Here is a 22,659-nt window from a genome sequence, read left to right on the forward strand (position 1 = left end):
GCGTCCGGCCGTCTCTCCAACCCGTCCCACCGTCTCTCCAGTGTGTCACAAGCGCCTCAGCAGCGCCGGTGAAGGGGGTTCTAAGCATTACAAACATACACCGCAAGCAGAAAATCACGCCCTGAGAAACTTTTTTGCACTTTCTTATTTTACTCAATAAATTCAGATAATTAAGGTGACAAATTCGACCGATGCACCCAGGAAAGCCCATTATCACGCCTAAGGTATCCACACTGCTTTCCGTACGAGCTATGCCCGATATCAACATATTGTTGAGCTCCCCACGTCTACTACAAGACTCGTATGAGTCGCCCGGTATGAAACACACCCGCACCGAGTCGGAATTTGCCTGCACGCGGTCTGAAACGGGGATGCACCGGCAAATACTTTGCACCCTCTCTTGCGAAACGCTCTGGATTGCGTTCAGGTCACCTGACTAGTTACATACTGGCACGCAGCGAGATGACACGAACACACGCCGCCATCTTCCCACGCATATGCACCGTCGGCTTTGACGGCCTGCTGGTCTCTTTCGCCGAAACCATGGCCGAGCCATCGAACCGGGCAGCATTGGCGTTTCGAGCTGCGGTGGATTCTGAACGGTGGGAAGGTGTCATTGAAACCTCTGCGACGCTGGCGTCGACTTATATCCGATTTGAACCATCCCAGTTTGCCCACGCAAACCTTCGCGACCGGGTCGAGCAGCTGTTGCGGCGGCAGGATTGGTACAAAGCGCCCCTCCCCCAGGGGCGCAGGTTATGGCGTGTCCCCACGGTTTATGGCGGCGCGCTTGCCCCTCAATTAGATGAGGCTGCGGCTGCGGCCAGGCTGTCCCCCGATGAAGCCGTTCATCGATTGAGCGCCACAACCGTCCGCGTCCTGACGATCGGATTTGCTCCCGGTCAGCCATATCTTGGCCCGCTCGGCCCTGAGTTCAACATACCGCGCCTCAAGAAGTTGACCCCGATGGTGCCCGAGGGCGCTTTGGTATTGGCGATTTCGCAATTTGTCCTTTTCTCGGGACCCACACCAACCGGGTGGCGACATATTGGCCAAACCGCTTTTCGCTGTTTTCGTCCTGAAGCACAGAACAGCTTTGCCCTGAAACCCGGCGACGAAATGCAGTTCGTGTCAGTCACGCGTGAGGAATTAGAGGCGATACGCGCCAATGACGTTGATGGATCAGGCGGCGCGACCTGTCAGGAGATCGCGGTTTGAGCCTGTCTGTCCTGCGCATAGGGCCTGCTTGTACAATACAGGACCAAGGCCGCCACGGATATCTGGATCAAGGGCTTTCCCGATCTGGCGCAGCAGATTTACTGGCCCTGCACGAAGGCGCCGCATTGTTGAGGCAAAGTCCTAAACTTGCCGCGCTTGAAATGGCCGGAATGGGCGGTGAGTTTGAGGCCACTCATCCCATACAGATTGCACTGACGGGCGCACCGATGCAGGCCAGTATTGATGGCGCTGCCATTTCGTGGAATGCCTCTTACCGCCTTGAGACCGGACAGCGGGTGATAGTCGGGGCCGCCACACGGGGAACCTATGGATATTTGCACCTGGGCGGCGGTATTGAGGTGCAGGAGTTTCTGGGATCCCGCTCAACTCACCTTACTGCCAAAATCGGGCGCGCCCTACAGGCCGGAGACAGCTTATCCGCCGGGGCAGCGTCACAGCAGGCAGGACAGAAGTTGCGCGCTGAAGATCGGTTCTCGGGCGGTTCGCTGCGGGTTGTGGCCAGTTTTCAGACCGAACTGTTCGACCGGCAAACGCTGGACCGCTTTTTGCGCACGACATTCACTCGCGGGTCCCGCGCAAATCGCATGGGAATGCAGCTGGAAGGCGACGGAGAGGGTTTCGCCGCAAAGGGGCAGCTGAACATATTGTCCGAGGTCATCGCCCCCGGCGACATTCAGATGACCGGCACTGGCAATCCCTTTATTCTGCTGCCCGAGTGTCAGACAACCGGCGGGTATCCCAGAATTGCGACCGTCCTTCCCTGTGACCTGCCGCGGGCTGCGCAAACCCCGGCGGGCGTACAGCTTCAGTTCAGGCTGGTCGAAATGGACGAGGCCATTTCCCTGCAGGCGGCTTTTCAAAAAGAACTGGCCAACTTGCCATCCAAGGTCGAACCGCTGATCCGTGATCCTCATGACATTGCTGACCTGCTATCTTATCAACTGGTCAGCGGAATGATCTCTGCCACAGACTAAGGAGTTTGCCGATGCCCAGCGTAGATCTTAATGCCGATATGGGGGAAAGCTTTGGCCCCTGGAGCATGGGCGATGACAAAAGCCTGTTGCGGATTATCACTTCGGCCAACATTGCCTGTGGCGTTCACGCGGGCGATCCGGACGTCATGGCGCAAACGATGACCCTGGCTGCGGAAAACGGTGTCGGCATTGGCGCGCATCCCGGCTTTCCTGACCTACAGGGATTTGGCCGCCGCAATATGAAAATACCCCACGATAGCCTGCGAAATCTTGTTCGGTATCAGTTGGGATCGGCGATCGGTATGGCAAACGCCGTTGGAACGCAGGTCCGGCATCTGAAGCTGCACGGTGCATTGTCCAACATGTGTTCGGTCGATATCGACATGGCGCGGGCCTGTTATCAGGGCGCGCTGGACGTGAACCCAGATATCATCATCATGGTGCTGGCCGTCACCAAGCAGGAAGAAGCCGTTCGGGAATTGGGCTGCAAGTGGGTCGGCGAAATCTTTGCCGACCGCGCCTATAACGACGATGGCACTCTGGTCGACCGAAGCTTGCCCGGAGCCGTCATCCACGACCCCGAAATTGCAGGGCCTCGAATTCTGGAAATGGTCCGCGAAGGGGCCATCATTACCGAAACCGGCAAAAGGCTTGAAACCGCGATCGACACGATCTGCCTGCACGGGGATGGACCAACCGCCGTTCAGATTGCGCATTCGGTCCGCGAAAACCTGATCGCGGGCGGGGTCGAAGTGACAAAGTTCCTGCGGTAATCCCGCGGGTGCAATGCGTCCGCCCGTACTCAGACTGTTGCCGAGGCTGAATTCCCTCCCTAGCATGTCAGCAAGCATATGTTCTGAATACCACAATCCCGGCAACGAACCGCACCTGGTTTGCCTAGTCTGGGCAAGGAGTAACTTTATGTCTTTTGATTTAGCGTCTTACGAACCACGCGGCGACAAGAAGAATACGGACTTCTTCAACGAGTATTTGCCAAAAATTTACGAACGCCGTGCCAGATCTGGTGTCGCCCAGCAGGTTGGGCCCATGCGCGCTGTCGTGCTTCAGGTCGAAACTGACGTTCTTTTCGACACTCTGGTCGAGCTATATGTGATGTCGCCATACCGTCACACGGCCAGCTATCTTGGACGGACGCATAAATACTCGGTCCTGCATTCACACCTGGACTACCCGGCGCTCATCGTGATGGCTCCGCTTAGCCCGACATTCGAAGACTTCATCCCGCGCATCAACCGCATGTACCCGTTGGCACGAAACACGCCGCAAACGCGCTATGTTGGCGAAGTGTTTGGCGCCACTGACCTGAACACGCTGACCAAAACGCTGGAGGATCAGAATATCCGGTTCGAATATTCCGGCGACACCGAGAACCCGTTTTACACGCTAAAGGGCCTTCGGTTCACCACCCCTTCTGATTTCACCTGCAACCGGGTCGGTTATTCAACGCTGGATTTCAACGATACCGACAGTTTGGGTCTGGGCGACAGGGTATTGCTCAGCAGCGCAGAACAAGCGCGACTGGATGAGGCTGCTGCCTTTGGTGCCGATAGCAATATCTCTTCACTGATGTTGGGCATCGACCATCTGGCGACACGCGTTCTGGCTGGTGAGCGCGAGGATGCGATCCTCGAATTTCTGACGATGGTGCCCTACTATTTCTGGGGGGCGTACAACATTTTCGACATGAATTCGTCGACCAATGTGAACCGCAATGCCGGTGTGGATGATGACAAGAAATCCCCGGCTAAGGTATTTACAGCCAATAATACGCCTTCGTTTGTAAACTCTTTTGCCAAACGGCCCATGCCAACCGAGGAATTCGTCCGCAATTTCGGACGTCGGCTGCATCACATGGCGATCGAGATTCTGGACGGCGATCACGGTGCGGGCGAAAAGAATGTGGATTTCGTTGTGAACACTCTGAAAGACCAGGGGGTGCCATTCCTGGCCCATGTGGTTGGAGAGTGCAAAGACGATCCGAACCTCAAGCAGATTTTCTCAAAACATTCGAAGAACACTCTGCTGATCACCGAGTATATAGAGCGCTGTCATAAGTATGATGGGTTCTTTACCAAAGATAACGTCGCGGCCCTGACTGCGGCCGCCGGTCAGGATGAGCAATATCAGCACGGCCACGTATTCGACTGACCTGACCCCTGCCACCTACTACGGCACGCTCGCTCAGAAAAAAAGGGCCACGGAATTCCGTGGCCAGACCCATCCAGGAGAGTATATGTCGGGTCTTATGACGGCCCGATCATGAAACAGGTGACATTGCGGGCCTGAAGTCTGCGGCAGGCCAGATCGGCTTGCTCTCGGGTCATGCCCTGGAACGTCGCGTCGAACCCGCGTGAGTTTTGATTGACCTTGCGCAGCGTGCCTTCCAATGTAGTCATTTCCGACAGGGCCGTTTTCAGTAGAACCTTTTCAGCCTCGTACCGGGTCGTATAGCGCCCCACATTCACGCCCCACAAATGACCGCCAGAGGTCGACAAGCGTGTGACGATTTCCTGCTCTGGCTCGGGCTGTTCTGCCGAGGCCAGCACCAGATCATCCGTGCGGACCGTCGGGCGCGTCGTTCCTTCGGTCGGCGTCTCTACACCGGCCGAGGCGATGGCTGCGGCGATACCGTCCTGAATCCGCGCGTCGTTCTTGGCTGCGGTTGCGGCGACATTGTTCGCCACTAGAACGGTACTCCCCCGCTGGGGTCGAAGAACCGGTCGCAGGCTTCTTGTGGGCGCGCCGCTTACGCTGGCGACTTTCGCATTCAAACCTGCATTACCGGCATAGGCCGGCCGGGCTGGTTTGCGGATCGGCGCGCGCGACGGGGCGCGGCGGAAACCCATGTCCAACAGCTCGGCTACTTTGGCATTGCGCGATGCGCCGGATTTGCCACCAAAGACAGTCGCGATGATCCGTTCGTCCTTGCGCTTGGCCGAGGCAACCAGATTGAACCCAGCTGCACGGGTATAGCCCGTCTTGATCCCATCCGCACCGCGATAGGCCGCTAGCAGGCGACGGTTCGTATTGGGAACGGTTTTGATCCCCGCATTCGTGGATTGGCGCGAAAACAGGTTGTAATATTGCGGGTAATCATACAGCAGATGCCGTCCCAGCGTGGTCATGTCCCGTGCGGTCGACAGATGTCCGGCCTCGGTCAGACCATGTGCGTTCTTAAAGGTTGTACGGCTCATTCCCATCGCCTTGGCGGTACGTGTCATGCGGCGCGCAAAGGCAGCCTCGGACCCGCTGAGGGCGACACCAATGGCAGTGGCAGCGTCATTGGCCGACTTCACCGCCGCCGCACGGATCAAATAGCGGAAAGCAATTTTCTGCCCCGAACGTAAACCCAGCTTTGAAGGCGGTTCAGAGGAAGCCTTTTTGGTGATGGTCACCTGCGTATCGAGAGTGATTTCGCCGTTCCGAACCGCTTCAAATGCGATGTACAGTGTCATCATTTTGGTTAACGAGGCCGGATGGAGGCGTGTATCGGCGTTTCGGGAATGCAGCACTTCGCCCGTTCGCGCGTCGATCACCATCGCCGCATATGGGGCAGCAATGCCCTGCACCGGAGCGAAGGAAAACAACAACAGGAATGCTGCAAGGAATACGCCCATAGGGGCCGGAACTGTCCGCCGTACCTGCACGATTTTTGCCTCTGTCTACCTCAGGCCGCCGGGTTTTCCCGGTCAGCTACTATTTATTTTATTACCCATCAGCGTAGCACAGCACCCCCGCGAAAGAAACCGAAAGCTCATAACTTTAGCGCTTTCAGCGTATGTCAAAGACCCACTAGATGTGGCGGTGCAAACGGCGGCGCACCGCTAAACCTGCCATTTCGTCAAGACTGTGTCGTCGGCCGGCCCCTATTTTCGGAAACTGCGACCAAATGGCAACATCAACTCAAAGAGCGAACAAGCGCCGTCAATCCACCAAGATCGGGCAATTCGTGGTATCTGGAACTGTCGGCCGGCACGTCGGCCTGCTCGATCTCCCAGACCAGCCCATGCGGCACGTATACGCCCCAGCATCCGGCCTGAATCGGAGCAACCACATCGGACCGCATCGAATTTCCGACCATCATAGCCGCAGCGGGCCCCTCGCCATGCTGCGCGAAGATTTGGCGATAGATTTCCGGGGTCTTTTCAGACACGATCTCGACCCCGTCGAACAGATCGCCCAAACCGGACTGCGCAAGTTTGCGTTCCTGGTCTATCAGATCGCCCTTGGTGATAAGAATTACGCGGTGGGTGTCGGCAGCGCTTTCGATGGCCTGCCGGGCATAGGGCAACAGCTCGATCGGATGGGCCAACATCTCTTGCCCCGCTTCGATCAGTTGGCGAATGACCCCTGCAGGAACACGGTCTTCGGTCACTTCGATCGCCGTTTCGATCATGGAGAGGGTGAAGCCTTTGATTCCATACCCATAATGCCGGATATTGCGTTTTTCGGCAGCCAGCAATCGGTCCTTCAGGTGATCCGATTCGGCATGATCTGATAGCAGGTCGACAAAATGTGCCTGCGTCAGCTGAAAGAACCGTTCGTTGTGCCACAGCGTGTCATCGGCATCGAACCCGATTGTGGTTAGTTTTTCGCCCATTTGGATAACGTCCTGCTGGCTCTTTTATCTGACGCATTGGACGTTATATAAGCGCACAGATAAACCGAAGCCTGAATCGGACGTTTGCGCCTAATGTTTGAGAACCAATGGATGATGTCTGACAAACCGGACGACGATGCAGATTCGTCGATCCTGGTACAGACGCGCCCCAAGACCAAACGCCCGCCGCTGTACAAAGTGCTGCTTTTGAATGACGACTACACCCCGATGGAGTTTGTCGTTCACGTATTGGAACGTTTTTTCGGCATGACCCACGCAGAGGCGTTCGAGATCATGCTAACCGTCCACAAGAAGGGCGTCGCCGTTGTTGGTGTCTTCAGTCATGAGATTGCCGAAACCAAGGTCGGGCAAGTCATGGATTTTGCTCGCCGCCATCAACACCCCCTGCAGTGCACTATGGAACGCGAAGAGTAAGGCGACGCCTGACCTCTTTTCGGAATTGCCAATGTCCCCTCGCCTAGACCTTGCCTTGCAAAGCGGCCTTGAAATCGCGCAACCCCTGTCCGTGATTGGGCCAACGCCCGAGGAAGACCTCTCTGGGCTGGCCTCAGAGACGCAAGTGGTTCAGCCCTTCAAGCCGTTTCACGACCATTTTGCAGACCATGGGTTCACGGCCACGCCCGAGGCTGATGACCCGTGCCAGGATGCAATCGTGTTCCTGCCCCGCGCCAAGGCCTTGGCCCGCAGCCTTGTGCATCAGGCCTGCCAGCGCGCGGACGGGTTGGTTGTGATTGATGGCGCCAAGACAAATGGCGTCGACAGCCTGTTGAAGGATATTCGCAAACGCGTAACCGTGCAGGGGCCCATCGCAAAAGCACATGGCAAGATCTTTTGGTTCCAGTCCGACGTAAACGCGTTCGAGGACTGGGCCGCACCCGCCACCCAATCCGCCGACGGATTTCAGACAGCGCCCGGAGTATTTTCTGCAGACGGGGTCGACCCGGCCTCAGTAATGCTGCTTGCCGCCCTGCCTGAAAAACTGGGCGGTCGGGTCGCCGATCTGGGGGCTGGCTGGGGATACCTATCCACAGGGCTAATGGGTGCAAAGGGGCTGCAGGAATTGCATCTGGTCGAGGCCGATCACATCGCCCTGCAATGTGCTCGTGCAAATGTAAAAGACGACCGTGCACAGTTCCACTGGGCCGACGCGGTCACCTGGCGCGCGCCTGAGCCGCTGGATACGGTCATTATGAACCCGCCGTTTCACACATCGCGCAGTGCTGATCCCACGTTGGGTCAGGGATTCATCAAATCTGCTGCGCGCAGTCTGACACGGGGCGGTTCCCTTTGGATGGTCGCCAATCGACACCTACCCTATGAAATTACGCTGAACGAGGCCTTCGCGCAGGTGAAGGAAGTGACCGGGGACAATCGTTTCAAAGTCTTCCACGCCTCTCGCCCTCGGCGGTGATACCCGCTAACCTGCACCGCACATCAGGAGAACACGCATGTCCTTTTCCATAGCCGGCAAGACCGCGATCGTCACAGGTGGTGCAAATGGTGTCGGATTGGCCATCGGACGTCACTTCGCGGATGCCGGGGCCAATGTCATGTTCGCCGACATGGATGAAAAACGACTGGCCAATGAACTGGGCGAGCAGGCAGATGACAGCAACATCCGTTTCTTCGCCGGGGATCTGCGTGAAAAGCTGACGATTGCGAACCTGCTTTCGGCCACGATTGACGCTTTCGAACAGGTCGACATCCTGATAAATGGCTCGCGCCAGGTAATTCCGTCTGATCCATTGGATATGGAAGACGACTCGGTCCGCACCTTGTTGAACCAGAACCTGATGCCTGCCTTGCGACTGAGCCAACTTGTTGCCAAACGGATGATCAAGCAATCCGGTGATGATGAAAACGAAAACCCTGCGGGATCCATCATCAATTTATCTTCGATTGCTGCCCGTCGCACCCATCCCGATCTGATGGCCTATTCGGTGTCTACAGCAGCGCTTGATCAGTTGACCCGATCCCTGGCCGTTGCCCTTGCCCCAAACCGCATCCGCGTGAACTCGATCGCGCTGGGATCGGTGATGAGCGCTTCGCTGCAATCCACGCTCAAGGAAAATCGCACATTTCGGGATGATATCGAAAAGCACACACCCCTTTCCCGGATTGCCGCGCCAAACGAACTGGCCGAAACCGCACAGTACCTTGCCTCGGACGCCGCAGGTTTCATCACTGGACAAATCCTAACCATTGACGGTGGACGCACTTTGCTGGACCCCGTCGCAGCCCCGGCCCATTAAACAGATGTTCGATACTGAAAAAGCCACCGCCGCAGCCTGGTTTCGTGACTTGCGCAATGAAATCGTAAACGCTTTTGAGCAGCTTGAGGATTCCCACGACACCGGACCTTTTTCCGATGCTCAACCCGGTCGCTTCGAAGTCAAAGAGACCAAACGGCATTCGGATGACGGGGCGGACGCCGGTGGCGGTTTGATGTCCGTGATGCGCGGCGGCCGCGTGTTCGAGAAAGTCGGCGTCAATGTCTCGACAGTATTCGGCCAGCTCGGGGAACGGGCGCAACAGGCAATGGCTGCCCGAAAAGGCATTCCCGGAATGACCGAGGACCCGCGGTTCTGGGCCTCGGGTATCAGCCTGGTTGCCCATATGCAGAACCCGCACGCTCCCGCTGTTCACATGAATACGCGCATGTTCTGGACACCTCACGCCTGGTGGTTCGGCGGCGGATCAGACCTGAACCCCTGTATCGAATATGACGAAGACACTGCCCATTTCCACGCAACCCAGAAGGCCCATCTGGATCCCCACGGACCGGGCCACTATCCGCGTTTGAAAGAGTGGGCCGACGAGTATTTCTTTATCCCGCACCGCAAGCGCGCCCGCGGTGTCGGCGGTATCTTTCTGGATGACTATTGCACCGGAGACTGGTCATCGGACTTTGCCCTGACACAGGATATCGGGCGGGCCTTCTTGCCAGCCTTTCTGCCTTTGGTTGAAAAGCGCAGGCAACAGAGCTTTGACGCCGCCGATAAGGATACCCAACTGATTCATCGCGGGCTCTATGCCGAATACAACCTTGTCTATGACCGCGGAACCAAATTCGGGCTAGAGACCGGGCACGACCCGGACGCAGTGCTTATGAGCCTGCCGCCCTTGGCCAAATGGGTCTAACGCCTGACCTGCCTCTGCGGTGCTTTCTACTTCCGGGGTTTCAGAACCCGAAATCCATGAAATTGTCAGAGCAATAGCGCTGCGCCGATGCCGCTGACATGTTCTCGCCAACGCGTTTGACAGTAACCGAATAGCCCGGCGTCGTATCAACCCCTTCGGGCGCAGTCAGCGAGAATTGCACCGTCCGTGTCTGTTTGTCATAGGCACGGGTTATGTAAATACGCTGGTTCGATTTGGTTCTAAGCGTGCGTATCGCAAAATCCCCGATCCCGCACCAGTAGGCCACAGGCGCAGAGCTGCCGCTGGTTGCGACCTCGTAAACGCCATTGTCACGTGGTGTCACTGTCGTTCGGAATGCGGGGTTTATACCGACCCCGAACCCAACAGCCTGGGCCATGGCAGGCACCATCATCAGCGTTAGAGCACATGTTGATATTAAGTATTTCATGATGCTTGACCCCGGGCAAAAAAGATTTCCTTGGGAAATCATAGAACAGATACTCTTTCCGTAAAGCGCAGTTTCAATTCTCAAAGTGCAGCCGCCCACCGACATCCTGCGGCGCAAGCGCCACGGTTTTTATCACCGCAAAGCAAGGTTTACCCGCAGCAAGCCCAAGGGCTTCAACCGAACGTCGGGTGATCCGAGCCAGAATAGTCCCTGCAGGTGTAATGACAGAGACGATCGCACCGGGGCCTTCCCCGGCTCGGATCGTATCAACCCTGCCCTCCAGTACATTCAGCGCTGACAGGCCCTCGGGCCGCTTACTGGCAAGGATCACCTCTTGTGCGGGGATGCGAATACGCAGGCTTTCACCGACCCTATGGGGAATACGCGGCAGAAATAGGCGCGCCTCTTCGGCTGCCAACTCGGTCAACCCATCTGCATGGTGAGCTGATACCTGCACCTGAAGCACCGCACCAACGGCTCTGACACCGAGCGGGGCCACAGAAGGATCAGCCATCACTTCGGAAGCCGGGCCTTGCCGAACCACCTTACCGTCCTGCAGGGCTACGACAGAAGTTGCCAGCCGCGCAACTTCGGCTGCCGAGTGGGTCACATAAAGGATCGGCACCGAAATCTCATCCCGAAGCCGTTCGAAATAGGGCAGTATCTCGGCCTTCCGTGCATCATCCAATGCGGCCAGAGGCTCATCCGCGAGGATCAGACGCGGGCTGGCCAATAAGGCGCGGCCTATGGCAACACGCTGCTTCTCGCCACCTGACAAGCTCAGTGGACGACGGTCCAGAAGATGCCCGATCCCCAACATCTCAATTACCTTATCGAGGTCTTCGCGCGGCACGCTTTTGGGCGCAAACCAGCGTCCATAGGACAGGTTCTGGCGCACTGTCAGATGCGGGAACAGCCGTCCTTCCTGAAAAATATACCCCAAGCGGCGTTTATGCGGAGGCAGCCAAAGGCGCTTTTCCGTATCGAACAACGTCCACCCGTCCACGGATACGCGACCAGCTTTGGGCTCCAGCAATCCCGCAACAGCGTTAACGATTGTCGTCTTACCGGCGCCGGACCTTCCATACAGAACCGTCACCCCGGCAGGCGCATCAAATTTGGCATCCAACTGAATACCTGGCAGATCATGTTGCAGATTGACGGAAAGGCTCATGTCCCCGACACTCTTGCCGCGGCGCGACGACCGACAAACTCTGACAACAGCAGCGCCCCCATCGCGATGATGACCGATATCACCACTAGCCGCATCGCCGCCGCCTCACCACCCGGAACCTGCAGAAACGCATAAACGGCCGATGGCAACGTCTGTGTCTGTCCAGGTATGTTCGAAACAAAGGTGATCGTCGCGCCGAACTCACCCATGGCTTTTGCAAAGGCAAGGATGGTCCCGGCGATTACCCCCGGCAGAATCATCGGCAAAGTTACGGTGACAAAAACCCAAAGACGCGAGGCACCCAGCGTGGCTCCGGCCTGTTCGAGCTTAGGGTCGACGGCTTCGATCGAAAGGCGAATAGCACGGACCATCAGCGGAAACGCCATGATCCCAGCGGCCAGCGCCGCGCCGGTCCAGCGAAACGCAAAGACAATTCCAAGCCCCGCCAGAGGTCCACCAATCGGGCCCTGAATACCAAAGGTCAATAGCAGCAGATATCCCGTAACAACGGGCGGCAGGATCAATGGCAAATGCACCAACCCATTCAACACTTGTCGCCCGGGAAAGCGCCAGCGCGCCAGTGCATAGGCAACGAATACACCAAAGGGCAAAGTAACCAGCGTTGCCCAGAAAGAGACACGCAGCGACAATTTCAGCGCCTCAAGTTCTTCCGGTCCCAGCCAACCCATCGGCTAGTCGCCCGGCAGGGCAAATCCCTGCTCTGCAAAGACTGCCATCGCTGCGTCGGTCTGTAGGTAGCTTAGGAATGCATATGCCTCGGCTGAGGCTTGCGTTGTTACAGCGGCCGGGTAGACAATTTCCGGGTGAAGATTTGCAGGGAAAGAGGCCACAACCCGCACCCGATCCTCGGCCTGGGCATCCGATCGGTAGACAACACCCAAGGGGGCAGCCCCCGCGGCAACCAATGCCAGAGCCGCGCGTACATTGTCGGTCTGCGCCACCTGCTGCTGAACACTATCCCAAAGACCTAGGTTTTGCAGCGCCGCTTTGCCGTAAATTCCTGCAGGCACGGCATCGACCAGGGCCATCGCAAGATGCCCACCTGACAAAGCGGCTGAGATGTCCGTCTGCGGGGAAAACCCCTCAATTTCAACGGCCGTCGGCCCACCGATCAGGACAAGCCCATTTCCCAAAAGGTTAACCCGCGATCCAGCATCAATCAGCCCATTCTCATGAAGGACGTCCATCCAGTCACTGTTGGCTGAAATATACACATCCGCCGGGGCGCCCTGTTGAATTTGACGTGCCAGTATAGAAGACGCCGCATACGATATGACAACCTCCTGACCGCTTTGCCGTTCAAAACCCGGTACAAGTGAATCCAGAGCATTTTTCAGACTGGCAGCAGCAAAAACTAAAACATCGTCGGCCTCTGCACGCAGCGGAGTCGATATCAAACTACCCAAAACAATAGCAGCAGCCAGAAAACGGCTTGCGGATGACAGGGTCATATTGTTCCCGTCTCGTAGGTTAAGGTTCCATCAGGGGATATCTGAGGCGGCGGGGGGCGTGCAAGCATCGATAGGACGCATCGTGAATAAGAACCTTTGAAACGGGCAATTCATAGCCGCTACAACACCCAAGATATTTTGGAGGTGCCTGGTCCGAAACGACCGGTTCAGATTTCGTGATCCCTCAGAAAGTCTGATAAATCAGAGCCTGGTTGGCGGTGATATCACCCCAGATGCCCGCCTTGTCTAAATTCAGTGAAAGAAATTGTGCCAGACCCTCTTGCGCCCGCGCGCCGGCTTGGCTAAATGCAGCCTCACGGGTGATTAGCTCAGTTGGTAGAGCGCTTCGTTTACACCGAAGATGTCGGGAGTTCGAGTCTCTCATCACCCACCATTCTTTCCCTACAATGTATCAAGGTCTTACGCGGCTAGCACCTTTTGCTGTGCTGCGCATGAAACTGTGTCCGCTGCGCCTCCGCTGCACTTAAACGGAGATGATGTCTCCAACACAGGAGATAAGCCACATGGGTTTCGCACGTATTCAGAAGAGGTCAACCTTGAGCCTGGGACTTATGGCATCGAAGTCCGATATGTCGAGAACCACGGCCATGCGGGGCTGAAGCTGGAATGGGACGGTCCGGATACCGATGGCCGTGAGGTGATGCAGGCCGATCCCGGTTTGTCGGTTCCCAAGGACGACGCGATCCAAGTTGGCATCCAGGTGTCGCATGCGTCTGATCAGGCGAGTGTTACACTGGAGGGGTTACCGGCAAATACCCTGATAATCAGTGGTGAGCATTCGGTGATCACCAATGGTGATCCGGTGGATTTGTCGGGTTGTAACCTGAACCACCTGGAGCTTTCCCCGCCAGTAGGTTTCGAGGGCGTAATTCATGGTCAGATCGTTGTGTCAGACATAGACAGCGCCGGCACTCTCATCACTTCGGAAAACCCATTTGCCCTGACCGTCGGTGACGACCCTGTCAGCGCAGGGAATTCTTTGGACGAAGAACTGGCTTGCGAAGCGCTGTACACGAGTACTCTGCCTTGGGATGCTATCCATTCGACCGACAATGCCCCAGAGGTGGATGTTCTGGACGAGCCGATCTCAACCTTCGGAGATGCAAATATTACTTGTATTGAAACAGATACTTATGAGAGATTTGATTGGTAGTGAATGCAATGCTCAGTTGAGCCGACCTGCATTCTGTTCTGGGATGCGATCTTTGCCACAGGCTTCTTGCCGAGACGCTAGAATCTTGATTTTGCAGACGGTCCAACACCTATATTTTCTTTGGTTGTGCCCAAGGCACAGTCTGGCCAGAATTTCAGCAAATTTATGACAGAAATCACACCTAGCTGCGGCGTTCGAAACGAATCTGCTCTAGGTGAGATCAAATGAAAAAGTTGGCCATTCTTCTTATATCTATGCCCTTCACGGCGCTTGCAGAAGAGCGGGTGTTTGAATGTCAGTCGCCAGACGAACAGCATCCCGAAATGGCTGCGAAACTGATCAAATATGAAGATCAAAATAAAGGTCGTATCAAGATCGGTGACATCGACAAAGAGGTCGATGTTTTCCCGGGGCTCGATACCTTGACCTACCTGTATATCGGCGAGGATCACACGCTGAGTTATAACGTCCACCCCCAGAAAGGCACGTTCGATTTCTCTGCCTCTGGTAGTAGAACCGGTTGGGGCAAAGGAACTTGCACGGAAATCACAGGGCAATAACCCGCATCTCCTCCCAACAATGCACCGGCCTGTTCCATGGGCGTGTGCTTGCGGCAAACAGTGGCTGCACCCGCAGTAGCGCCACATATCTATCGGCGGACCAACCAGCACTGTGCCTTTTTCAAGTATACGCATCGCGCCGCTTCCTTCCCGAAACGGCGCGATGACATTTCAGTTAATGCGCGCCACTGCGCTTGGCGTTGACGACCGTCTGCTCCAGGGGGTTATAGCCTTCGGGAACAGGCACAAGATTTACCCTTTTTGCATAGTCCTCAAAATAGGCCCGCATCGCTGCGACACGCTCGGGCATCTGGTCCGCCAGATTGTGTAATTCCGACGGATCAGCTTCGATATCAAACAGCTCCCATTCGCCTGTGCCTTTAGGGGCCAGATTCTGCATCAGTTTATATTTTCCCTGAAATACTGCCGAGGACCCTGCAAGCTCATATCCGACCGGGTTGTTATCGTCGCGCACGGTTTCCGTCTCACCCTTCAGGACCGGCATCATACTGATACCGTCTGGCGTATAAATTTCGCGACCGTCATAGACCGGTCCGGGAACGTCTACGCCGGCAACGTCAAGAAGTGTTGGAACGATATCGCGAACAAAGGCAAATTTATCGACTTGCGATCCGGGCTCGACAACACCCGGGAATTTCACGATCAAAGGGACACGCAAACCACCCTCGGTCGAGAATGTCTTAAAGTAGCTGCCCGGAACCGCTGCGGCTGCCGCCCAGCCAGGGCCGTAATCAGCATAGACACCCTGCTGCCCCATATCCGAATAATCGCCGTCAAAATCCTCGATATAGACCTTGTCGTAATGGGCTTTGTACCAATCACGATAGGCTTCAGACAGCGGCAACTGGTTCGGATCCGGGCCGTTATCCGCAAGGAAAATGACGATGGTGTTGTCCGCAATACCTTTTTCATCCAGATAGCTCAGGATCCTGCCGATATTGACATCCATATTGTCCAGCATTCCGGCATAGGTCTGCATCCGTCGCGCGTTGAATGCTTTTTCTTCGTCGTTAAGCTTTTCCCAATCCGGCATCTGCCACGGTTCATAAGAGGTTTTCGCAAACTCCGGGTCCAATTCCACATCCGGAGAGATCAGCCCAAGTTCCTTCTGCTTTTCCAGACGCGAAACCCGCAGGGCCTCGAACCCTTCGTCATAAACGCCGTCATATTTGTCGATGAATTCTTTTGGCGCCTGATGAGGGTAATGGACGGCCTGATACCCGACCCAGGCCAAAAATGGTTTACCGTCATCCAGGTTGCTGTCGATGTAATCGATCATCGTTTGGGTATAAAAATCGGATGAGAAGTAGTCGTCCGTTGGCAGGCTGACAAGCTTGTCGTCCTCGTAATAGTGCACCCGCGTATAGAACGGGGCATACGGCTGCTCGACCCAGTTATCCGCACCGCTTTCGCCCAGCATAAAGGATTTCTCAAATCCGCGGTCATAAGCGATCGTGCCAGGCTCATGACCTAGGTGCCATTTGCCGGTCATATAGGTGTGGTATCCTGCGTCGCGCAACAGACGCGGCAACGCAACAACTTTGTCGTTCAAATGACCTTCATAGCCAGGCTTGCCGAATTGGTTATCGGCCTGAATCTCTAACATATTGCCGAGGCCTGCGAGATGGTTGTCGACACCGCTGATCAGCATAGTCCGAGTGGGCGAGCAAGACGCTCCGACGTGGAAATTGGTGAACAGCATACCGTCATCTGCCAGTTGGTCGATCGAGGGCGTTTCGATTTCACTGCCAAATGCGCCAACATCGGAAAACCCCATGTCATCTGCGATTAGAATAAGAACGTTTGGGCGTGTATCCTCAGAATCGGCAAGTGCTGCAGTCGTTGATAACGCCGAAGCGCCAAGCACAGCTAATATATTCCTTAAAGGAACCATTGAATCCTCCGTTATGTGGGAAGTCCGGGGCGTCGTGCCACGGTCGACTATAATGTCGCAGGAAACGACAATTCCGACTACAGAAAGAGACGACCATTCCATCAATTGGTATGAGCGTTCTGAATATTGGAACGAGGGTGCAAATGATTGATTCCAAAGCCATAGATGCGGTGCGCTCATTGGCCAGACACGGCAACTTTCGCGTGGCAGCGGATGCAATCGGAACCTCTCCTGCAAGTTTCTCACGCTATATCGGCCAGGCAGAAACTTATGCCGGTCAGGCGCTATTTGAACGGACAGGCCGCGGCGCAACCATCAGACCGGCGGGGAAACGCTTTCTGCAACTTCTGGACGCGCTGCACAATGCGACCAGCCAGTTTGAAGCAGGAGTCAAACGGTTGCGTTCGGTCGGCCCGGAGGTGCTGAATATCGGCTGCGGACCCCTGACGACCCGGACGATCATCACGCCGCTTCTGGCAGAGCTGCTTGATAACTGGCCAGATCTTCGTGTCCGCGTTGATGTGCGGGCCACCATGGAACCCCTCGAAGCATTGCGGATAGGGCGTCTGGACGTGGCGGTTTGCGATCTTACGCACACGCCCAACCTAAGCGATCTGGACATTCAGGTCGTTCGAAAGGAACCCGTTTTCTTCTGCGCTCGCCCCGACCATCCCATTCATCAGGCTACTCCGGTCTCAATCGCGGAGGTGTTTCGGCATCCGTTTATAACCGCGCATATGCATCGCCACTGGCGCTCTGCTATTGCCGCCACTCTGGGGAATGACGAGAAAGCCTGGCATATTGTTGACCGATTGCCCCAGGTCGAAAGTGACGATTTCTCTTTAGTGACCGATATGGCCTGCAGAGCAGACCTGATTGCCGGAGGAATGAAGGAAGATTTTGATCAGCACCTGAAATTGGGGATGTTGAAAGAGATACGAACCACGCAACCTCTGACCTGGAACATATGCGCTGCCCGTCGCAAGGGCGTCAAATTTGCCGCGCTTGATATGTTCTGGAATCGATTGTGCCACCGGTACGGGGCGGAATAAGCCCGCCGCATGACCGGAATACCCGGCGGTTAGTCTACATCGCGGACAACGCGAAATCCGACATGATTGCTGCCCAACGACATCTCAACCGGCTGCCGCGCTGCAGGTCGGTAACGCAGACAGAAATTCGGCGCGCAAAGCCATGAGCCCCCTTTGACCAACCGCATTGCACCCATCGATGCGCTACCGAACTGGGCGGCAAAAGCCTTTTCCGGGCCGGTAGGATCAATTTGGTCGCCAGGAATGTGCCCCGGCACCCACCAGTCGGCCACGTGCTCCCAGACATTGCCAGCCATGTCATACAGGCCGTAGCCATTGGCCACATATGAAGCTACGGGTGCGGTTCCGACATGGCCATCGTCAGCCAGGTTTTCGCTTGGGAACTGTCCTTGCCAGGTGTTTGCCTTCCACCCATTGCTGGGATCATAGCTGTCACCCCAGGTGTAGTCGGCGCCTTCGATCCCGCCGCGAGCTGCAAATTCCCATTCGGCCTCGGTCGGCAGACGACCTCCGATCCACTCTGCAAATTCTGCGGCATCCTCGGGTGACACATGCACCACCGGATGGTCGCCCAGTTCCGCAATCGAACTGCCCGGTCCTGCCGGGTGTTGCCAGCTTGCACCTTTGACATAGCGCCACCATGCGTTGGGATTATTCAGCGACACCGCTTCCTTAGGCTGGGCGAAGACCATCGATCCAGGCTCAAGCAAATCTGCAGGCAGACCCGGGAAATCCTCCGCCGACAAGCCACGCTCTGCCGTTGTCTGATACCCGGTTTCTTCGACAAATTTCGCAAATTGGTCGTTGGTAATTTCTGTCCGCGTAATGTCAAAGGACCCGACATTCACTGGATGGACCGGAGTCTCTTCCGCTTGAAAGTTTTGCGAACCCATCAGGAATTCTCCACCATCCAGCCGGACAAACTCAGGACCTGGTTTGGAACCGATACTGGTATACCAAACGGCAAAGCATACAATCGCAACCACGGGAACCGAGCCATAGGCTAGCAATCTTCTTGAAAGGGGCATGTAGCATTAACCTGTTGGATCTATCAGGGGTGAATGTAGTGATTTGGTACGGTTTTCAATCCCCTACTGTGAATGGGCAGCATTTCCCCCTTCGACCTGAGCTTCAACGAAAGGCGCGCGCCTGCCTGCTGCGAAGCAAATCCACCTACACTTGTAAATTCATGTCAAATTGGGACCGCTGTTCAATTCAAACGATCCACAGCCGCCAAAGCACCTGACAGAGCGACTTTGATCTCTGAGGGCATGCCTCTGCCCTGTTTATGTTGATTGGCCGCGATCCAACCTGCCTTGTGACCCCGCGCGCCGATCGCCTTCATCCGTGCATCAGCCGCAGAATCCGGCATTTTTTCAACCAGGTTTCTCGAATACTCGATCTCATCGCGGGACAAAATCATACCAACCGCACTGTATACATCCATGCCAACTTGCATCGTCAAATGATCCAGCCGATGCGTTGCCCCAGACAACATGCGCGTGCAAAAGGCCGCCAGAAAATACCAGCGAAAGATCGCAAGTATGCGCTTCTGAGTATCAGTGACTGTATCCACCTCAAATAATGCCGTGGCGGAGATCTTTTCAAATGCTGCACTGGCCGCCTGTGAGGCCTGAATAATCTGATCCTCGCGCACGTCTACGGGTATGACTGGCGGGACAGGTGTCACGACCGGCTGGTAAGTTTCGAAATTCATGCATGGCCTCCGGCTTTGGTTGCTGAAGGGAACATGGGGGTTCGAAAATGCATCCCGATGTGAATCTCTGCCATAGTTTGTAAGTATACCCGGTATTTTGGCTAAACTTAAAAGCCATTTTTCATATGTAACGCAAACTCAAGGACAAACTTGGCTAATTGAGTTATTAATTGTGTGGGATTTGGGCCGCATTTTTTGCTGAAATCTGGGCCTTTATATCGCCCTAAACCCCCTTACATCTGACACGATCTTGCAGAATTTGTGCCCTTTTTACCAAATACAAACAGTCAATCCTGCTGATCAGTTTACGAGTTTGAATTTAACGAGGGGGTACAAGCGGGACTAGGGGGTGAGCGCCTGCCGGGCCGGGCTCGCCCTAGGGCAGAGCAGCTCCCCCCGCCGCCTTCCGTCAGTCGATTTTGCTTTTTTGCGAATGCGGTGTGACACCAAAACTGGATCGATAAACCCGCGAGAAATGGCCGGGATTTTCAAAGCCACAAGCCAACGCGACCTCGGTGACAGATGCTTCGGTCTGAAGCAAAAGCTTTTGCGCGCGTTCCAGGCGCAATTCCATAAAGTATTTTTTGGGCGAAGTGTTGAGATACTTACCAAATAACCGCTCTAACTGGCGCGTGGATATGCCAAGATCATCCGCGATCTTTGACGGAGAAACCGGTGCTTCAAGGCATTCGCGCATGGTATGGATAGCCCGAGCCAGATGTGCGTTACGCATCCCGTTGCGCGATTGCAATGATACCCTTTGTTTGGCCGTTGCGTTGCGGGCAGCATTATACACCATCTGGTCTGCAACCGCGATCGCCAGCTCCTCGCCGTGGTCGCGTCCGATCAGATGCAGCATAAGATCGGCAGTTGCCGTCCCACCCGATGCCGTGATGTGTTTCGCGTCTGCCACGAAGACACTGCGCACAAGGTTCACCTCTGGGAACGCTTCCATAAACGCATCGTGATATTCCCAGTGGATCGCAGCCTGAGAGCCATCCAGAAATCCGGCCTCTGCTAGAAGCCAAGCACCAGAACACAATGCCCCGATCGGCGTGCCCCGCGCACGTTCGCGTCGCAACGTCGCCAGAAGGTCACGTGAGACATGGTTGCGCATGTGGATGCCCGACAAGACAAACAGCTGATCAGTCTTTGGAATATCGCCCAACCCGCCATGCACAAGTGTCACCACCTTATTGGAACACACTGCACGATCTGCGTCCTCCGATATCAGCGTCCAATCATATAGCGTTTTCTCACTGACCAGATTGGCGATCCGCAGTGGTTCGACGGCACAGGAAAAGGCGAGATGCGAGAACTCCTCGATCAGAACAATGGTGATGTGCCGCATCTGAGTCATAGGGTTTTCCACTTTGTTCGGCCGGATTGGCTGAGTCTTTGTCGTTGGATTATGCTGCACGAAATTTCTATGTATACAATATGTATTTTATTCGGATACAAAAAGGAGGCAATCGAACCCAATCGATTCTTGCTGACTGGGCTGGAGGATCCGGATGAAGGACGTCGCAAAAACCCGCAAAACGCAGCTGGCCGAGCACTTGAAGGTCTCGATCCTGACTTTGCGCCTGCAACCTGGCACCGATCTGGACGAGGTGCATCTGTCCGATGCGTTTGGCCTGTCGAGAACGCCTTTACGCGAAGTGTTCCGACAACTCGCCGGAGAAGGATATCTGGACCTGCGAACAAACCGCAGCGCGCGCGTGTCCGAAATGTCGTATACCACCTTGCGCGATTTCTTTCTGGCCGCTCCGATGATCTATGGTGCAATCCTGCGACTGGCAGCGGCGAATGCAAAGCCTGTGCAGATTGAAGCCCTGAAAACCGCACAGCAGGCATTCAAGGCCGCGCTGCGGGATGGGGCAGCCGAAGAGCGCGCCCTGGCCAATAACCGCTTTCACGAAGTGACCGGCGAAATGTCGGGCAATGTCTATCTATTGCCCTCTTTCAACCGTTTGCTGATTGACCATGCCCGTATCGGCATGACCTTCTACCGGCCACAGTCAGGCAGGATGGTCGAAAACCTGTCCGAGGCAAGCCAGCAACACGACGCCATCATCGACGCCATAGAGACACGCGATGAAACGGCTGCTGCGCAGCTGGCCGAAGATCACTGGAACCTGTCACGCGATCAGATCGAACTGTTCGTGATGCCCGATGCGCTGGATGTCCCAATGGGCCTCCCACCGCTTTCGAAACCTGCATGAGGACGGAATGAATCCAATTTTCCGATTTGAGGGGGTCTATACCCCGGTGGTCACGCCCTATCAGGCCGATGACAGCGTCAACTGGGACGCGCTGGCGCAGGTGATCGAGCTTCTGATCAAGAATGGCGTGCATGGTCTGATCTCGGGCGGGTCGACCGGTGAGAATTATGCGCAGACCGTGGAGGAACGGCTGGAATTGGCGCGGTTCACCCATGTGCGTCTGAAAGGCCGTTTGCCTCTGGTTGTTGGCACGGGCGCGATGTTGACGTCGGACTCGGTTGCGCTGGCGTCGGGTGCAAAGGAAATCGGGGCAGATGCGATCCTGTTGGCCAGCCCGCCCTATTCGGTGCCCACCGACCGCGAAAATGCGCTGAATGCGCTGGCCATCGACAAGGCCGCCGACCTGCCGGTAATGCTGTACAATTATCCTCACCGCACAGGCACGATGATGGGCGAAGAATTCCTGGACCGCGTCGGACGCAGCAGGAATTTCTGCGGCATCAAGGAAAGCTCGGGCGATATCAACCGGGTGCATCTTCTGGCGCGGGACTATCCGCATATCCAACTGGGATGCGGTATGGACGATCAGGCGCTGGAATTCTTTGCCTGGGGCGCGCCGTTCTGGGTCTGTGGCGGCTCGAACTTTCTGCCTGCCGAGCATGTGGCGCTATACCAGGCCTGTGTAATCGAGGGCGATTATGCCAAGGGCCGCCGGATCATGTCGGCGCTGATGCCCTTGATGCGGGTATTGGAACAGGGTGGAAAATTCATCCAGACCATCAAGCATGGTGTCACAATGAATGGGATTGACGCGGGCACCGTTCGACCGCCGCTGAAATCTTTGAACAAAGATGACAAACGCGCGCTAGAGCAAGTGACGCGCGTGCTGAAACAGAAAATCGCTGACATCATGGCAGAGGGGTAAG

23 protein-coding genes and 1 tRNA gene are annotated in these 22,659 nt (G+C 55.7%); 14 read left to right on the forward strand and 10 right to left on the reverse strand.

Annotated elements, in window-relative coordinates:
- Nucleotides 1-462 precede the first annotated feature (462 nt).
- The 4 genes from AC2FH2_RS04815 (at nucleotide 463) to AC2FH2_RS04830 (ending at nucleotide 4,382) form a co-directional block, all read left to right on the forward strand.
- Nucleotides 463-1,218 carry a 5-oxoprolinase subunit B family protein gene (locus AC2FH2_RS04815; RefSeq protein WP_496823059.1) on the forward strand — a complete coding sequence of 252 codons (756 nt, stop codon included), beginning with the start codon at nucleotides 463-465 and terminating at the stop codon, nucleotides 1,216-1,218.
- Nucleotides 1,215-2,213: a 5-oxoprolinase subunit C family protein gene (locus tag AC2FH2_RS04820; protein ID WP_496688677.1), complete on the forward strand. Its 999-nt coding sequence runs from the start codon at nucleotides 1,215-1,217 to the stop codon at nucleotides 2,211-2,213. The genes AC2FH2_RS04815 and AC2FH2_RS04820 overlap by 4 nt, the downstream gene beginning before the upstream one ends.
- An 11-nt stretch (nucleotides 2,214-2,224) precedes the next feature.
- Complete coding sequence (locus AC2FH2_RS04825; protein WP_496823061.1) at nucleotides 2,225-2,986, forward strand: LamB/YcsF family protein; 762 nt, start codon at nucleotides 2,225-2,227, stop codon at nucleotides 2,984-2,986.
- A 148-nt stretch (nucleotides 2,987-3,134) separates the two neighbouring features.
- Nucleotides 3,135-4,382: a hypothetical protein gene (locus tag AC2FH2_RS04830; protein ID WP_496823063.1), complete on the forward strand. Its 1,248-nt coding sequence runs from the start codon at nucleotides 3,135-3,137 to the stop codon at nucleotides 4,380-4,382.
- A 95-nt stretch (nucleotides 4,383-4,477) separates the two neighbouring features.
- Here AC2FH2_RS04830 and AC2FH2_RS04835 read toward each other — a convergent pair whose 3' ends face one another.
- Nucleotides 4,478-5,851, reverse strand: coding sequence for a D-alanyl-D-alanine carboxypeptidase family protein (locus AC2FH2_RS04835; RefSeq protein ID WP_496823065.1), 1,374 nt, complete (start codon nucleotides 5,849-5,851; stop codon nucleotides 4,478-4,480).
- Between the two features lie 281 nt (nucleotides 5,852-6,132).
- Entirely contained in the window at nucleotides 6,133-6,834 is a 702-nt protein-coding gene (locus AC2FH2_RS04840; protein WP_281995298.1) for an HAD family hydrolase, read from the reverse strand.
- A 93-nt stretch (nucleotides 6,835-6,927) separates the two neighbouring features.
- On the opposite strand from AC2FH2_RS04840, the gene clpS reads away from it, so the two are divergent.
- Genes clpS through hemF form a run of 4 tightly spaced genes read left to right on the forward strand, consistent with a single transcriptional unit; the run spans nucleotide 6,928 to nucleotide 9,996 of the window.
- Complete coding sequence (gene clpS, locus AC2FH2_RS04845) at nucleotides 6,928-7,269, forward strand: ATP-dependent Clp protease adapter ClpS (protein WP_142635917.1); 342 nt, start codon at nucleotides 6,928-6,930, stop codon at nucleotides 7,267-7,269.
- Nucleotides 7,270-7,300: 31 nt separating this feature from the next.
- Nucleotides 7,301-8,266: a class I SAM-dependent methyltransferase gene (locus tag AC2FH2_RS04850; protein ID WP_142635915.1), complete on the forward strand. Its 966-nt coding sequence runs from the start codon at nucleotides 7,301-7,303 to the stop codon at nucleotides 8,264-8,266.
- A 37-nt stretch (nucleotides 8,267-8,303) separates the two neighbouring features.
- On the forward strand, nucleotides 8,304-9,107 hold the full coding sequence (locus tag AC2FH2_RS04855) for an SDR family NAD(P)-dependent oxidoreductase (RefSeq protein WP_142635913.1): 804 nt from the start codon (nucleotides 8,304-8,306) through the stop codon (nucleotides 9,105-9,107).
- Nucleotides 9,108-9,111: 4 nt separating this feature from the next.
- Nucleotides 9,112-9,996 carry an oxygen-dependent coproporphyrinogen oxidase gene (gene hemF, locus AC2FH2_RS04860; RefSeq protein WP_281995301.1) on the forward strand — a complete coding sequence of 295 codons (885 nt, stop codon included), beginning with the start codon at nucleotides 9,112-9,114 and terminating at the stop codon, nucleotides 9,994-9,996.
- A 40-nt stretch (nucleotides 9,997-10,036) separates the two neighbouring features.
- Here hemF and AC2FH2_RS04865 read toward each other — a convergent pair whose 3' ends face one another.
- From AC2FH2_RS04865 to modA, 4 genes are all read right to left on the reverse strand, one after another.
- Nucleotides 10,037-10,444: a hypothetical protein gene (locus AC2FH2_RS04865; protein ID WP_142635909.1), complete on the reverse strand. Its 408-nt coding sequence runs from the start codon at nucleotides 10,442-10,444 to the stop codon at nucleotides 10,037-10,039.
- A 73-nt stretch (nucleotides 10,445-10,517) separates the two neighbouring features.
- Nucleotides 10,518-11,618: a molybdenum ABC transporter ATP-binding protein gene (gene modC, locus AC2FH2_RS04870; protein WP_281995302.1), complete on the reverse strand. Its 1,101-nt coding sequence runs from the start codon at nucleotides 11,616-11,618 to the stop codon at nucleotides 10,518-10,520.
- Nucleotides 11,615-12,307, reverse strand: a complete 693-nt coding sequence (gene modB / locus AC2FH2_RS04875) for a molybdate ABC transporter permease subunit (RefSeq protein WP_142635905.1) — start codon at nucleotides 12,305-12,307, stop codon at nucleotides 11,615-11,617. Before modB ends, modC begins: the two co-directional genes overlap by 4 nt.
- A 3-nt stretch (nucleotides 12,308-12,310) precedes the next feature.
- Nucleotides 12,311-13,090, reverse strand: a complete 780-nt coding sequence (modA, locus tag AC2FH2_RS04880; protein ID WP_496823067.1) for a molybdate ABC transporter substrate-binding protein — start codon at nucleotides 13,088-13,090, stop codon at nucleotides 12,311-12,313.
- A gap of 318 nt (nucleotides 13,091-13,408) precedes the next feature.
- Here modA and AC2FH2_RS04885 point away from each other — a divergent pair.
- From AC2FH2_RS04885 to AC2FH2_RS04895, 3 genes are all read left to right on the forward strand, one after another.
- A tRNA-Val gene (locus tag AC2FH2_RS04885) sits at nucleotides 13,409-13,484 on the forward strand.
- Between the two features lie 66 nt (nucleotides 13,485-13,550).
- Complete coding sequence (locus AC2FH2_RS04890) at nucleotides 13,551-14,264, forward strand: hypothetical protein (RefSeq protein WP_496823068.1); 714 nt, start codon at nucleotides 13,551-13,553, stop codon at nucleotides 14,262-14,264.
- 224 nt (nucleotides 14,265-14,488) lie between these two features.
- Nucleotides 14,489-14,824, forward strand: a complete 336-nt coding sequence (locus AC2FH2_RS04895) for a hypothetical protein (RefSeq protein WP_281995305.1) — start codon at nucleotides 14,489-14,491, stop codon at nucleotides 14,822-14,824.
- A gap of 175 nt (nucleotides 14,825-14,999) precedes the next feature.
- On the opposite strand, the gene AC2FH2_RS04900 is transcribed toward AC2FH2_RS04895, so the two are convergent.
- Entirely contained in the window at nucleotides 15,000-16,739 is a 1,740-nt protein-coding gene (locus AC2FH2_RS04900) for an arylsulfatase (RefSeq protein ID WP_496823069.1), read from the reverse strand.
- Nucleotides 16,740-16,882: 143 nt separating this feature from the next.
- On the opposite strand from AC2FH2_RS04900, the gene AC2FH2_RS04905 reads away from it, so the two are divergent.
- On the forward strand, nucleotides 16,883-17,791 hold the full coding sequence (locus AC2FH2_RS04905) for a LysR family transcriptional regulator (protein WP_281972419.1): 909 nt from the start codon (nucleotides 16,883-16,885) through the stop codon (nucleotides 17,789-17,791).
- Between the two features lie 29 nt (nucleotides 17,792-17,820).
- Here AC2FH2_RS04905 and AC2FH2_RS04910 read toward each other — a convergent pair whose 3' ends face one another.
- The 3 genes from AC2FH2_RS04910 to AC2FH2_RS04920 form a co-directional block, all read right to left on the reverse strand.
- Entirely contained in the window at nucleotides 17,821-18,819 is a 999-nt protein-coding gene (locus AC2FH2_RS04910; RefSeq protein WP_496786117.1) for a formylglycine-generating enzyme family protein, read from the reverse strand.
- Between the two features lie 182 nt (nucleotides 18,820-19,001).
- Nucleotides 19,002-19,508: a hypothetical protein gene (locus AC2FH2_RS04915; protein ID WP_496823070.1), complete on the reverse strand. Its 507-nt coding sequence runs from the start codon at nucleotides 19,506-19,508 to the stop codon at nucleotides 19,002-19,004.
- Nucleotides 19,509-19,917: 409 nt separating this feature from the next.
- On the reverse strand, nucleotides 19,918-20,868 hold the full coding sequence (locus AC2FH2_RS04920; RefSeq protein WP_496688702.1) for a GlxA family transcriptional regulator: 951 nt from the start codon (nucleotides 20,866-20,868) through the stop codon (nucleotides 19,918-19,920).
- A gap of 154 nt (nucleotides 20,869-21,022) precedes the next feature.
- Here AC2FH2_RS04920 and AC2FH2_RS04925 point away from each other — a divergent pair, with 154 nt between their 5' ends.
- Nucleotides 21,023-21,733, forward strand: coding sequence for a GntR family transcriptional regulator (locus AC2FH2_RS04925; protein ID WP_142635889.1), 711 nt, complete (start codon nucleotides 21,023-21,025; stop codon nucleotides 21,731-21,733).
- 7 nt (nucleotides 21,734-21,740) lie between these two features.
- Entirely contained in the window at nucleotides 21,741-22,658 is a 918-nt protein-coding gene (locus tag AC2FH2_RS04930; protein ID WP_281972422.1) for a dihydrodipicolinate synthase family protein, read from the forward strand.
- Nucleotide 22,659: the final 1 nt, after the last annotated feature.

Source organism: Ruegeria sp. YTSA105 (assembly GCF_059610225.1).

What these genes read in the sequence shown, in the direction of transcription:
- AC2FH2_RS04815 (WP_496823059.1), top strand. Translation starts at nt 463, where the DNA reads ATGACACGAACACACGCCGCCATCTTCCCACGCATATGCACCGTCGGC.
- AC2FH2_RS04825 (WP_496823061.1), top strand. Translation starts at nt 2,225, where the DNA reads ATGCCCAGCGTAGATCTTAATGCCGATATGGGGGAAAGCTTTGGCCCC.
- AC2FH2_RS04830 (WP_496823063.1), top strand. Translation starts at nt 3,135, where the DNA reads ATGTCTTTTGATTTAGCGTCTTACGAACCACGCGGCGACAAGAAGAAT.
- AC2FH2_RS04835 (WP_496823065.1), bottom strand. Translation starts at nt 5,851, where the DNA reads ATGGGCGTATTCCTTGCAGCATTCCTGTTGTTGTTTTCCTTCGCTCCG.
- AC2FH2_RS04840 (WP_281995298.1), bottom strand. Translation starts at nt 6,834, where the DNA reads ATGGGCGAAAAACTAACCACAATCGGGTTCGATGCCGATGACACGCTG.
- clpS (WP_142635917.1), top strand. Translation starts at nt 6,928, where the DNA reads ATGTTTGAGAACCAATGGATGATGTCTGACAAACCGGACGACGATGCA.
- AC2FH2_RS04850 (WP_142635915.1), top strand. Translation starts at nt 7,301, where the DNA reads ATGTCCCCTCGCCTAGACCTTGCCTTGCAAAGCGGCCTTGAAATCGCG.
- AC2FH2_RS04855 (WP_142635913.1), top strand. Translation starts at nt 8,304, where the DNA reads ATGTCCTTTTCCATAGCCGGCAAGACCGCGATCGTCACAGGTGGTGCA.
- hemF (WP_281995301.1), top strand. Translation starts at nt 9,112, where the DNA reads ATGTTCGATACTGAAAAAGCCACCGCCGCAGCCTGGTTTCGTGACTTG.
- AC2FH2_RS04865 (WP_142635909.1), bottom strand. Translation starts at nt 10,444, where the DNA reads ATGAAATACTTAATATCAACATGTGCTCTAACGCTGATGATGGTGCCT.
- modC (WP_281995302.1), bottom strand. Translation starts at nt 11,618, where the DNA reads ATGAGCCTTTCCGTCAATCTGCAACATGATCTGCCAGGTATTCAGTTG.
- modB (WP_142635905.1), bottom strand. Translation starts at nt 12,307, where the DNA reads ATGGGTTGGCTGGGACCGGAAGAACTTGAGGCGCTGAAATTGTCGCTG.
- modA (WP_496823067.1), bottom strand. Translation starts at nt 13,090, where the DNA reads ATGACCCTGTCATCCGCAAGCCGTTTTCTGGCTGCTGCTATTGTTTTG.
- AC2FH2_RS04895 (WP_281995305.1), top strand. Translation starts at nt 14,489, where the DNA reads ATGAAAAAGTTGGCCATTCTTCTTATATCTATGCCCTTCACGGCGCTT.
- AC2FH2_RS04900 (WP_496823069.1), bottom strand. Translation starts at nt 16,739, where the DNA reads ATGGTTCCTTTAAGGAATATATTAGCTGTGCTTGGCGCTTCGGCGTTA.
- AC2FH2_RS04905 (WP_281972419.1), top strand. Translation starts at nt 16,883, where the DNA reads ATGATTGATTCCAAAGCCATAGATGCGGTGCGCTCATTGGCCAGACAC.
- AC2FH2_RS04910 (WP_496786117.1), bottom strand. Translation starts at nt 18,819, where the DNA reads ATGCCCCTTTCAAGAAGATTGCTAGCCTATGGCTCGGTTCCCGTGGTT.
- AC2FH2_RS04915 (WP_496823070.1), bottom strand. Translation starts at nt 19,508, where the DNA reads ATGAATTTCGAAACTTACCAGCCGGTCGTGACACCTGTCCCGCCAGTC.
- AC2FH2_RS04920 (WP_496688702.1), bottom strand. Translation starts at nt 20,868, where the DNA reads ATGACTCAGATGCGGCACATCACCATTGTTCTGATCGAGGAGTTCTCG.
- AC2FH2_RS04925 (WP_142635889.1), top strand. Translation starts at nt 21,023, where the DNA reads ATGAAGGACGTCGCAAAAACCCGCAAAACGCAGCTGGCCGAGCACTTG.
- AC2FH2_RS04930 (WP_281972422.1), top strand. Translation starts at nt 21,741, where the DNA reads ATGAATCCAATTTTCCGATTTGAGGGGGTCTATACCCCGGTGGTCACG.